The sequence below is a fragment of the Vibrio gallaecicus genome (genome assembly GCF_024347495.1).
Taxonomy (GTDB): Bacteria; Pseudomonadota; Gammaproteobacteria; order Enterobacterales; family Vibrionaceae; genus Vibrio; species Vibrio gallaecicus.
Window position 1 is genome coordinate 1,722,908 of the sequence record NZ_AP025491.1, and the last position, 12,289, is coordinate 1,735,196.

Genomic DNA, 12,289 nt, shown 5'->3' on the forward strand with positions numbered 1-12,289 from the left:
TCTTAACTGCTGTCAATTGAGCACTATGAGTTTATAAACAATAAACTAAAGGTTAGTTTATCAATTAAATGTGTCTAATTATATTGAGTACCTTATTTAGAACGCTGATAACGTGAGATTCCCCAATGGATAGCAGTATTTTTGTCACCGCAGAACTTAGAATTCAAGACGGCATAGACCGTGAACAAACAATAAAAGCGATTGAACAATTTTGTTTGGATATGCAAAGTGAAGAAGGATGCTTACAGGCAACCGCTAGTTATGACTCGGAAGATTTACAACGTGTGATCTTATGGGAGCGTTATCAAGATAAAGCAGCAATACAAGCGCATTTTGTTATGCCTCACACACAGGCTTTTATTGACTGTGGACTAACGACTTTGGTTCAAGTATTTCAAACTCAGTGCCAAAGCCAAAGCCAAAGCCAAAGCCAAAGCCAAAAATCAAGCTCAGAGACGAACAAAGAAGGGACGGCAGTATGAAGTGGGGAATATTAGGTACGAGCTTTATTTCAGGTGTGATGGCAGACGCAATAAACAATGATGAAGGCAGCGAGTTGTATGCTGTTGCTGGGCGAACGCATTCTACTCTTAATGAATTTACCACCCAGTACAAGCCTACAACGTCATATAACAGTTACGATGCATTGCTTAACGATGATTCGGTAGATGTTGTATACATTGCGTTACCTAACCATGTACACCACGAATATGTGATTAAAGCAGCAAATAAAGGTAAAGCTATTTTGTGCGAAAAATCATTATCCATTGATATGGAAAAAACGGATTTAGCGCTCACAGCTGTAGCGGAAAACCAGGTCTTTTTCGCTGAGGGTTTGATGTATCTTAATCACCCATTGGTTGAACAACTTCTTTCTGAATTGGAATCTGGCGAGATTGGCGAAGTGCGTTCTATACAAGCTTCATATATCGCGGCTATTGATCAATTTGTGAATCCGGCAAGTAAGGGGGCACTGTATAACTTAGGGTGCTACCCAATGTCGCTTATTCATTCAGTTATGCAGCAACAATATGGGGATCAGATATTCGATAATGTTGATATTTCAGCATTAGGTCGTCGCGGCTTAGATGGGAATATTTGTGAATCTTCGGCTTTAATGCGATTTAATGACGCAGTCAGTGCCCAAATCCACACTGCCGAAGATCATGGTTTGAAGCACCATTTTACTATCTTGGGCAGTAAAGGCTGTATCACACTGACAACCAATCCTTGGTTACCTTCAATTGATAATCACTTTAGTGTAGAGCTATACGAAACTTCACATAGAGAAGTTACAGTAAAAGCGCAGGGCGATGGTTTCCATTATCAGGTTAGAAATATTCGTGGAGCTATTCAAGCGGGGCATAAACAATTACAACCCCCATGCGCAACCATTAATGATTCGAGAGCAATCATGGACCTGCTGACTCGCTGGGAACATGCAGCAAGCTAACGTTTGAGCGACAACTATTCGTAATAATGAACGCCTAAAACTTCTTGTTTTAGGCGTTTTTATTTTAAAAACTTATATTAGTTACGAGTGGCATCATCATTTTTAATTTTCCGTGTTGAGTTGATTTTTATAAATAGAATAAAATACTATAAATACGAGCAGGGTTAAATTTTACGCCCTTGCCGTTATTGGCACTATTCTTCTGTCATTACTTGGCTCAATATCACATTGATTGTGTAATGTTGCATATTGTTGTAACGAGTTCGATAAAGTGCGTATTATTTTTTACTATTACTTGCCAAGGGCAGTGAATGTATGAGCGTTTTGAAAAAACCTAAGATGAGAAAAGGCAGGGAAGCATTGAATGGCTGACATCTTTGTTAATATCGCACCATACTTCAAATTATCGCTGCTGTTAGGTACAAGCCTCATCATACTTTGTTGGTTAAGCTACTTTGTACGCTTTGTTTACCAGCAAGAAGTGAAAGTCCTTACCTCTTTGTACACGTCATACATTGTGTACTCTGTCTCTATCCTATTTTGGGTTCTCAGCAATGCTTATTTTCATTCTTCTCTATTGGTGGGGTTAGGAGATGATGCTGGAATATTAATGGCAAGAGCCGCCAATATCTTCTCGTATATGGCGTTTGTTTGCGCTTTCCATTTCTCATGCAAAGTGACTTCTGAATATAAAAATCACCAACTTCTTAAGTGGCAGTGGGGTTTAATAGGGCTTGCAACCTTATACTCTGTACCGATTAATTTAATGTCGGGCTACACCGTCATCGGTATTGATATCACCGCTCAAAGTGATTTTATTCTCCATTTTGGATCTGGTACTCCGCTTTTCTTTTTTACTATCTTACTGTTTTTCTTTTTAACGCTGAGTAATCTGTTTTGGTACGGGTTGAAAAAGAGTCAAATTAAGCGTCTTAAAGTGACGTACATGGCGGCTGGTATCATTATCTTCATGATATCGACCACGCTTGTTCATCTCTTTGCGACATTGATTCTTAACGATTTTTCAATGACATGGCTTCCCCCTGCATTATCCATAAGTGAGTTGCTATTTATGGGGTATGCCGTGGTCTGTAACCGTTTTTACAGCTGGCGATATCTTTTGCATATTGGCAGCAGTTTAGCGTTAACACTGGGAGTGTATTTTACTTTTCTTGCGTGGTCTTTTGATGGATTTAATATGCAAGAAGAGGCTTTTGAGCTTGTATTACTGGGTGCGCTAATGGTTATCGGAACTTGGCGGCTTACATGGAAAGTTGCTCGTTCAATCTCAAGCGTATTGATTTATGGAAGCATTAAAGATCCGACAGATAAAATTGCAGGTTTAGTTGACGATTTTCAAACCTCAACCGAGCAAGCGATGGAAAAATTAGCTGGTATTCTTCATGTAGACAAAGCGCTGCTTGTTTTGGATGCAAATTCCAATGATCTCTACTCATCTGTTCTTAATCAAACTCGTTCTGCTCTCCTAGTTAAAGAAGTTGAGTACGAGGTAAGCAGTCAACCGAATACTAAGTTGCACGCTATTCGCGACAAAATGCTGAAAAGTAATACCGCAATGATTCTTCCTTTGCATGACAAACAAGATACGTTGTCGTATTTCATTATGTCTTCAGGGAAGCGCGATGGTTCACTTTTCACAAATGAAGAAATTTCAGCCCTCCAGAAGCTATTGAAAAAGGCGTGGCCGTATATTCATAACGAACGTAAGGTTCAGCATTCCCAAGCGATGGCCAAATCAATAGCTCATGAAATGCGCAACCCTTTGGCACAAGTTCAGCTGCACTTAGAAAAGATCAGTGAGCTTACGGCTCGATTCCCTGAGACAACGCCTAATTTGGCAAATGAAGAGTGGACTGATTTAGAAGCGAGGCTAGCGCAAGAGATTAACCGTGGTAGAGACGCTATCCAGCGCGGTAATTTACTGATTGATGCAACATTACATGAAGCCCATGATCTCTATTTGAATCAAGACTCTCTGGGTTACTACTCAGTTGTTGAGCTCATCAATAAAGCATTGGATGACTATGCCTATGGGTCTGAAGCTTTTACTAGCCGTGTCCAATTTGAACCTGAAGAGCAAGATTACTTAGTGCATGCAAACGACACTATGTTTAGTTTCATTCTGTTTAACTTATTGAGAAATGCTCTGCACTATTTCGATGATTACCCAAAAAGCTATATTGAAATAAAACTTAAAACGGGTGAAAAATTCAATCAAATTTTGTTTAAAGATTATGGACCAGGTATTGATCCAAAAGTGGTGGAACGGATTTTTGATGACTTTTTCACGCACCAAAAATACGATGGTAGTGGTCTAGGGCTGAGCTACTGTAAACGCGTCATGACTTTGTTTGATGGCAGTATTCATTGCCAGTCGGTTTACGGGAAGTTTACCGAATTTAAGTTAGTGTTTCCTAAAGTTGCTTCTAATGTAAGAAGAGAAAACGACGATAGTAACCTAGTTGATACGGATAGCTTACGAGACTACTTAGCAGGGGTTCAGTTGCCTGAATCAAGCATCAAAGAAGGTATTCAAGTTCTTGTTACAGATGACAATAAAGGACAGAGAGCGCTCACACGTATTTATTTAGAGCAGCTTGGGACAATGGTTCATGAAGCTGAAAATGGGCTGCAAGCGGTGAAGTTCGTTGAGGAGCACCCTGTTGATATTGTTTTTATGGATATACAAATGCCTGTCTTGGATGGTTTAGCGGCAACCAAACAGATAAAGTTATTGAAGCCGACTTTACCTGTGATTGCCCTCTCGGGAGAGTCTGGCAAGAGAGAAATTGATAAAATTAACCAGTTGATGGATGGACGATTATCTAAACCTACTAGTAAGCAGTTATTAGATAAAACAATCCGACAATACTTCTAAAAACATGTTTGTAGGGTATTAGAAAGCTCAGAGTTCAGCTATTAAGCTCCTAATAAGATCATTGCTTGAATGACTTATTAGAAGCTTAATGGATTACCTTATATATGGTCAGAGCTTTATGGTAATAGCTATACAATATGGTCAGAGTTATATGATTAGACTCGGTAAACATCAACGTTTATGAATAGCAAAAGCTTATTCATAATAAAAGCTTATACATAACTCATGCTTATACGTAGCCCAAACTTAAGTTGGTTGAATAACCTTAAGACCTTTTTCGTTTAATTCATCGGTCACACTGCTTGAAAGCTTACTATCAGTAATGACCCCATCAAGTTCGCTCATATCTAGAGCATGGAAGCTAGCAATCCGGCCGTATTTGGTCGAGTCTGAAATTAGATAGTTAGTATGAGCTGCCTTAATAATGGCTTGCTTGACCAATACCTTATTTTCACATGGCGTGGATAATCCTTTCAGGTTCCAAGATGAAGAAGAGATAAACGCAATATCAATATTCATCCCTCTCAAAAATTCAGCCACTTTACCACCAATGCTGGATTGGTTTTCACGATCAATCTTGCCACCTGTATGGTAAATCTCAGATTGAGTGTTATTCATTAAATACGCGGCAATTGCAAAATCATTGGTAATGATCAGAAGATCATCGCGACCAGCAAGTTGATGGGCGATCTCTAAAGAAGTCGTCCCTGCATCAAGATAAATCGTCGAAAATTCTGGGACTGCTTGAGCTGCAAGTTGACCAATTTGAGCCTTCTCATTGGCTTGTTGCTCGACTTTAATGTCATGTGACAATTCACTGTGCAGTGCTTTAGCCAGTTGTACACCGCCTGACACGGAAATTACCTTTCCAGACGTTTCTAGTTTTACGATATCTCGACGAATGGTCATGTGAGATACCTCTAAGTGCTCAACGAGCTCAGAAATACTGATCACTTCCTGGTGTGATAATAGTGACAGAATGGTTCTCTGGCGTTCTGCTGGAATCATGATTCTTCTTCTATATTCTTATTTTTCATCATCCTACCAACCTTTTCTCGATTTGTGAATATATGTGAATATCTGTTGTGAAATAGTCACTCGAACTGTGATAGCGGCTGTGAATACGGTTGTTCAGTGCCTAAAAAGGGGTAAATCATCTTTAAATGTTAATTTTTGTTAAAAGTGTGACTTGTCACTAAGTCGCATTCGGTTGCTTCACATATAATCACAAACATAAACAAGAATTAACAAAATCTAGAATTTAATAATTACGTGAAAGGCATCCTGTTATGAGTGAAGTTCAATCTGTTGGTGTTATCGGTTTAGGTTCTATGGGGATGGGCGCGGCAAAGTCATGTGTTCGTGCTGGGCTTGATGTATATGGTTTCGACCTGAACCCGCAAGCACTTGAAACCTTGGGTGAATATGGGGCAAAAGCGGTATCGACTAATGCGCTAGAGTTTGCAGACAAGCTTGATTCGGTTTTGGTATTGGTTGTGAATGCAGCGCAAGTAAACACTGTGTTATTTAAGACGGGGTTGGCAGCAGCATTGAAACCGAATACTCCAGTAATGGTGTCAGCTACGATTTCTGCAGAAGATGCGAAACAAATCGAAACTCAGCTATCTGAATTCGACCTTGTGATGCTTGATGCGCCAGTTTCCGGTGGTGCAGTAAAAGCAGAAGCTGGAGAGATGACAATTATGGCTTCTGGTGCTACGAGTACTTTCGAGGCATTGACTCCGGTACTCGATGCTACTGCGGCAAAAGTTTACAACATCGGTGAAGCGATTGGTCTTGGCGCAACAGTGAAGATCATCCATCAACTGTTGGCTGGTGTTCACATTGCTGCGGGCGCGGAAGCGATGGCATTAGCGGCACGAGCAAACATTCCTCTAGATCTTATGTACGACGTAGTGACAAACGCTGCGGGTAATTCTTGGATGTTCGAGAATCGAATGAAACATGTGGTTGATGGCGACTACTCTCCAAAATCTATGGTCGATATCTTCGTTAAGGATTTGAATTTGGTATCGGATACCGCTCAAGACCTGAAATTCCCACTTCCACTATCAAGTGCTGCACTGAATATGTTCGTAAGTGCAAGTAATGCAGGCTTTGGTCAAGAAGACGACAGTGCTGTGATTAAAGTATTTCAAGGCATTGACTTACCAGGTGTGAATGCGCCGAAAGTGGAGAAGTAATCATGTTGTTAGGTGTTATTGCAGACGACTTTACAGGTGCAACAGATATTGCTGGTTTCCTAGTTGAAAACGGTATGCGCACCATTCAATTAAATGGCATTCCAGCAGGTGACTTTGATGTATCGGCAGACGCGGTAGTCATCAGCCTTAAATCTCGCTCTTGTCCTGTAGATGAAGCGATTACTGATTCCGTTACTGCTCTTAAATGGCTGCAATCCCAAGGTTGCCAACAGTTTTATTTTAAATATTGCTCTACGTTCGACAGTACTGCACAGGGGAATATTGGCCCTGTTACCGATGCACTCTTGGCTGAGCTCGGTGAGTCTTTCACTATGGTTTGTCCGGCATTACCAGTCAATGGTCGCACGGTTTATAACGGTCATCTGTTTGTTTTTGGTGAGCTATTAAGTGATTCGGGAATGCGTAACCACCCCGTTACGCCTATGACAGATTCAAGTGTGGTTCGCATGATGAACGCGCAATCGGAAGGTGTTTCTGGTTTGGTGAATTTCCAAACTATTGAGCAAGGTTCTGATTCGGTTACTGCTCGTTTTGAAGAATTAAAAAGCCAAGGAAATCGCTATGCGGTGGTTGATGCTTTTAACTCCGAACACTTAGTGACACTAGGACAAGCTGCGAAATCTCTGAAGCTAATTACTGGTGGTTCAGGGCTAGCTGCTGGTATTGCAAAAAATTGGACAGAGCATCTTGTAGATCAAAGCGATGCAAAACTTGCGGGTAGCCCAGTAAAAGCCCCAACTGTTGTGTTCTCTGGTTCTTGCTCTGTGATGACGAATCAACAAGTGACCGCTTATAAACAACTCGCGCCGCATTTTGCTATCGATGTGAAAGCGTGCTTAACCAATGCTCAATACACAAATGAAGTCTTCGATTGGGTTATGACTCATAGCCAAAGCGAATTTGCTCCTTTGGTATACGCAACCGCCGATGCTGCTGCCCTTAAAACGATTCAAGAAGAATACGGTGCGAAAGCTTCAAGCCATGCGGTTGAGCAGTTCTTTAGCCAATTAGCTATCAAACTGCAAAAAAATGGTGTGAAAAATTTCATCGTGGCTGGTGGTGAAACCTCTGGCGTTGTGACTCAAAGTTTAGCGGTAAAAGGTTTCCATATTGGTCCTCAAATTGCGCCAGGTGTGCCTTGGGTGAAATCCGTTGAAGGTGATCTTTCATTGGCGCTTAAATCGGGCAATTTTGGTGACGAAAACTTCTTTGCTAAAGCGCAAGCATTCTTTTCATAAGCGAGGTTCAGATGAGTGAGATTTTGATGAACGAGCAGCAATTAAGAGATCAAATGGTCACGCTCGCTCGTTCTATGTTTGAACGGGGCTACGCGACAGGCGGAGCTGGCAACTTGTCTATTAAATTACCCAACGGTCACTTTTTGGCAACGCCAACGGGGTCTTCTTTTGGTCGTCTTGTTGCTGAGGAATTGTCAGTCGTCGATATCGATGGCAATCATATTTCAGGTAAGAAGCCATCAAAGGAAGCGGCGTTCCACTTAGCGATTTACCGTAATAATCCTGTATGCAATGCAATTGTTCACCTGCATTCTACATACCTAACTGCACTTTCATGTCTTGAAGGGCTAGATCGTAACAATGCAATTAAGGCGTTTACACCGTATTTCGTGATGCGAATTGGTGAATTACCAGTCATTCCTTATCTGCGTCCTGGCGATCCACAAATCGCTGAAGAACTGGCGAAAAGAGCAGGTGATTATCGAGCATTCTTGTTAGCAAACCACGGCCCGGTAGTAACCGGCACTGACTTTGTTGATGCGGTAGATAATGCTGAAGAATTAGAAGAGACCGCTAAACTGGCGTTCTTACTAAAAGATAAAGATATCCGCTACCTAACTGACGAAGAAGTGATGGATTTAAAAGGGAGAGGCAAATAATGGCTAAGTTCGCAGCAAACCTAACTATGTTATTCACAGAAGTGCCATTTATGGAGCGTTTTGAAAAAGCACATCAAGCTGGCTTCAAAGCGGTTGAATATCTATTCCCATATGCCTTTGAAGCTGAAGAGTTAGCAGAGAAAGTGCAAAAATTCGGTTTTGAACAAGCACTTTTCAACATGCCTCCTGGTGATTGGGATGCGGGTGAGCGTGGTTTTGCGGCGATTCCGGGTCGTGAAGAAGAGTTTAAGGCAAGCGTTGATACTGCATTGATGTATGCCACCGCACTGAACTGTAAAAAAGTGCATGCGATGTCTGGTCTGATGGATGCCAATTTTACTCACCAGCAGCATGTCGAAACCTTTATATCAAATATTCGATTTGCCGCAGATAAATTTGCTGAGCAAGGCATCGAATTGTTGATTGAACCACTTAATAGTCGCGATGTCCCTAATTACTTTGTGGCGCATCAGCGTGACGCTGTCGAGCTAATTAAATTTGTCGACAGACCAAATGTGAAACTCCAACTTGATTTGTATCACGCTCAAATTATGGATGGTGACTTAAGCACTTTAATCTGCGAAGTGGCGCCGTATACCGGTCATATTCAAATTGCATCTGTACCCGAAAGGCATGAACCATCTGAAGGGGAGCTGCATTATCCGCACCTATTTAATGTGCTGGATGATACGGGTTACCAAGGTTGGATTGGATGTGAATACAACCCGAGAGCCTCGACCGAGGAAGGCTTGGGATGGGTAAAACCCTACTTATAGAGATAGTGACTAAGCACGAGCTTTTAATACTGACTCTTTAGCGCGTTACAACATAAAAAGTGGCTAAATAATAAGCCGCTGCATAACAAAGTGCAGCGGGAGGCGTAGCTATGCCTCTCGCATGCAAACCCTACACAACAAAATAGATATAAAAAGGAATATACAATGGATGGAGCACTGATAGGCATTGTAATTGGCATTTTAGCCATGATGGGGATGATTATTAAAACGAGAATCCCAGTTGCACTTGCTATGATTATTGCCAGTATTATCATGGGTTTATTTGCTGGTATGGCACCGACAGATTTAATTAATGCGATCAAAGCAGGCTTTGGTGGTGTGCTTGGTGGCATTGGTCTAATTATCGCATTTGGCGTAATCATGGGCGCATGTTTTGAGCGTTCTGGTGCCGCGGTAAGAATGGCAAAAACGTTTGTAAAACTGTGTGGTAAAGGTCGTGAAGACTTAGCTCTGGGTTTTACTGGCGTATTAGTCGCTATTCCAGTTTTTTGTGATTCTGCGTACATCATTTTGCATTCTCTTGTTCGCGCAATTTCACGAGATACAGGTAAATCAGCGGTGGGTTTAGGTGTGACTTTAGCGCTTGGTCTACTTATTACTCACGCACTTGTGCCGCCAACGCCGGGTCCAGTGGCAGTGGCAGGTATTCTAGGTGTAGACCTAGGTGAATACATGCTGTGGGGCTTGATGGTTTCTATCCCTATGATGTTGCTTTCTATGATTTACATCCGCCGAGTAGGTAATGAATATTACCGTGTGCCAAATGGTGAAACATGGATTACAAACCAAGCTGATTGGGCAAACCTAGAGAAAGTTAAAGAAACGGACGACAAAGAACTGCCAAGTAACTTCTTATCTTTTGGTCCGATTCTTCTTCCAATTGCATTTATCCTAATCAATACACTTGTTGGTCAAGGTGATAGCGCAGTACACATGGCTATTTCGTTGATTGGTAACCCAGTCGTTGCAGTAGGTATCGGTGTGCTGATGGCGCTATACGGTCTTACTCGCCATATTGAGCGTAAAGATATGGTTAGTTCAATGGATGATGCATTGTCTACAACTGGTCTAATTCTTGTCGTAACGGGTTGTGGTGGCGCAATGGGTGCTGTACTAAAAGCATCTGGTGCGGGTCCCCAAGTTGCAGAAGCGATTGCAAGCAGCGGTATTCCACCACTACTTGTACCATTAGCTATTGCCTCTATGCTGCGTCTAATTCAAGGTTCAGCAACTGCATCTATGATGGTAGCGGCAACCATGACACTACCTCTAGTTGAAACGCTAGGTCTAGACCCTGTATTTGTAGCATTAGCTTGTGCGGTAGGTCCTGTAGGCTTCTCTCACTTGAACGATTCATATTTCCACATCATCAATCGTACGTTAGGCATTACTGAACTTGCAGACCAAATTAAAATCTGGTCAGTGTCTTCAACCATCGCATGGGCTATTGGTGCAAGCATCATCATGATTCTTAACCTAGTGTTTGGTAAAGGTGGTACGTTGATTGACCCATTAATTCCACTTGCAGTGTTAGGCGCTTTGTTTGTATGGCTAAAAAGCAAAGAGAAATCACAAGTAAAACCAGCAATCGCTAACTAACCTGCTATCTCTCTTATACTGCCCTTATGATTTGATTGGCTATCAGCTAATCAGTGGTAAGGGCATTTTGGTTTCCACGGCTTTTTGTTTCAACTGCTTATGGTTTCCAATAATTTTGCTTCCCACGACTTATCAAAATTTATATTCCTTTGGATCTATCAGTATGAAAATTGTTATTGCACCAGACTCATTTAAAGAATCATTAACCGCAGTTTCGGTGGCAGAGTGTATTGAGGAAGGATTTCGCGAAATATTCCCAGATGCTGATTACGTGACTCTGCCCTTAGCTGACGGTGGTGAGGGCACGGTTGACGTGTTGTTTCAAGGGTTACCAGGGCAAAAGCGAACGCTTCAGGTTGAAGGACCATTAGGCGATAAAGTTCATGCTGAATGGGCAATGCTAGAGCCTTCAGAACTGAACCCTAATAAAACGGCACTTATTGAAATTGCGGCAGCATCCGGCTTGGACTTACTTTCTCCTGAACAGCGAAATCCGTTAATGGCTTCCTCTTTTGGTACTGGTCAACTGATTTTAGAAGCCGCCGCGCAAGGTGCGAAAACCATTATTTTAGGGTTAGGTGGAAGCGCTACAAATGATGGAGGTGCCGGTATCGTTCAGGCATTAGGTGGTCGTCTATTAGATAGTAATGGACAAGAGCTTAGCCGCGGTGGCGCTGCCCTAGCCGAATTATCAGCCATCGACTTGTCTAGTGTCCATGCGAGCTGTGCAGACATAAAGCTGGTTGTCGCGTGCGATGTTGATAATCCATTGTGCGGTGATAACGGTGCAAGCCATATATTCGGACCGCAAAAAGGGGCGAATTTAGATCAAGTATTGAAGCTTGACTGTGCACTCGCACATTTTTCTAAGGTAGTAGAGGCACAAGATTGTCTTGGTGATGAACCCATTAAGAAGCGCGCGGGTTATGGCGCTGCTGGTGGTGCACCTCTGGGGCTAAGTTTACTATTTAATATGCAAATCAAACCCGGTATTGAAATGGTATTGGATGTATTGCAAGCCGATGAAGTATTAAAAGGTGCTGACCTTGTGATAACAGGGGAAGGGCAGATGGATAATCAAACTTTGCAAGGGAAAACACCTTACGGCATCGCCAAACGCGCGAGTTTGCAAGGTATTCCAACCATAGGAATTGCAGGGTCATTAGGAACTGAAGTTGAAGCTTTGTATGGTGAAATGAGTAGCCTATTTGGAACGGTGCGCTCTCCTCAATCCCTCAATCAGGTGCTACAAGAAGCAGAAAAAAACTTAACGAGAACAGCAAGAAATATTGCCGCGACATTACAGTTAGGTCAGAAGATAACCTAAGAAGTTTATGCTTAAGGTTCTTATATGCTCGATTCATATTTATGGGGTTCATGGTGGCTAAAGGCTGCCTGAGCTTTTAGCTTTTAGCTTTA

10 protein-coding genes are annotated in these 12,289 nt (G+C 42.0%); 9 read left to right on the top strand and 1 reads right to left on the bottom strand.

Features of this window, described 5'->3' with window-relative positions; all coding sequences use genetic code 11:
* The first annotated feature begins 125 nt into the window (after window positions 1–125).
* The 3 genes from OCU78_RS22555 to OCU78_RS22565 all read left to right on the top strand — a co-directional run bounded on the left by OCU78_RS22555 (window position 126) and on the right by OCU78_RS22565 (window position 4,352).
* Window positions 126–482, top strand: a complete 357-nt coding sequence (locus tag OCU78_RS22555) for a putative quinol monooxygenase (protein WP_137371887.1) — start codon at window positions 126–128, stop codon at window positions 480–482.
* Window positions 479–1,453: a Gfo/Idh/MocA family protein gene (locus OCU78_RS22560; protein WP_137371888.1), complete on the top strand. Its 975-nt coding sequence runs from the start codon at window positions 479–481 to the stop codon at window positions 1,451–1,453. The genes OCU78_RS22555 and OCU78_RS22560 overlap by 4 nt, the downstream gene beginning before the upstream one ends.
* A 364-nt stretch (window positions 1,454–1,817) precedes the next feature.
* Complete coding sequence (locus tag OCU78_RS22565) at window positions 1,818–4,352, top strand: hybrid sensor histidine kinase/response regulator (protein WP_137371889.1); 2,535 nt, start codon at window positions 1,818–1,820, stop codon at window positions 4,350–4,352.
* A 246-nt stretch (window positions 4,353–4,598) separates the two neighbouring features.
* On the opposite strand, the gene OCU78_RS22570 is transcribed toward OCU78_RS22565, so the two are convergent.
* On the bottom strand, window positions 4,599–5,360 hold the full coding sequence (locus OCU78_RS22570) for a DeoR/GlpR family DNA-binding transcription regulator (RefSeq protein ID WP_137371890.1): 762 nt from the start codon (window positions 5,358–5,360) through the stop codon (window positions 4,599–4,601).
* A gap of 281 nt (window positions 5,361–5,641) precedes the next feature.
* Between OCU78_RS22570 and ltnD the strand changes: the two genes are divergently transcribed.
* The 6 genes from ltnD (at window position 5,642) to OCU78_RS22600 (ending at window position 12,197) form a co-directional block, all read left to right on the top strand.
* Complete coding sequence (gene ltnD / locus OCU78_RS22575; RefSeq protein ID WP_137371891.1) at window positions 5,642–6,556, top strand: L-threonate dehydrogenase; 915 nt, start codon at window positions 5,642–5,644, stop codon at window positions 6,554–6,556.
* A gap of 2 nt (window positions 6,557–6,558) precedes the next feature.
* Window positions 6,559–7,815, top strand: a complete 1,257-nt coding sequence (gene otnK, locus OCU78_RS22580) for a 3-oxo-tetronate kinase (protein ID WP_137371892.1) — start codon at window positions 6,559–6,561, stop codon at window positions 7,813–7,815.
* Between the two features lie 11 nt (window positions 7,816–7,826).
* The gene (gene otnC / locus OCU78_RS22585) at window positions 7,827–8,474 is read left to right on the top strand and encodes a 3-oxo-tetronate 4-phosphate decarboxylase (RefSeq protein ID WP_180033657.1); all 648 of its coding nucleotides are present in this window, start codon (window positions 7,827–7,829) and stop codon (window positions 8,472–8,474) included.
* Window positions 8,474–9,250, top strand: coding sequence for a 2-oxo-tetronate isomerase (gene otnI, locus OCU78_RS22590; RefSeq protein ID WP_137371893.1), 777 nt, complete (start codon window positions 8,474–8,476; stop codon window positions 9,248–9,250). Before otnC ends, otnI begins: the two co-directional genes overlap by 1 nt.
* A gap of 165 nt (window positions 9,251–9,415) precedes the next feature.
* Window positions 9,416–10,870 carry a GntP family permease gene (locus tag OCU78_RS22595; RefSeq protein WP_137371894.1) on the top strand — a complete coding sequence of 485 codons (1,455 nt, stop codon included), beginning with the start codon at window positions 9,416–9,418 and terminating at the stop codon, window positions 10,868–10,870.
* A 163-nt stretch (window positions 10,871–11,033) separates the two neighbouring features.
* Window positions 11,034–12,197: a glycerate kinase gene (locus OCU78_RS22600; RefSeq protein ID WP_137371895.1), complete on the top strand. Its 1,164-nt coding sequence runs from the start codon at window positions 11,034–11,036 to the stop codon at window positions 12,195–12,197.
* Window positions 12,198–12,289 lie beyond the last annotated feature (92 nt).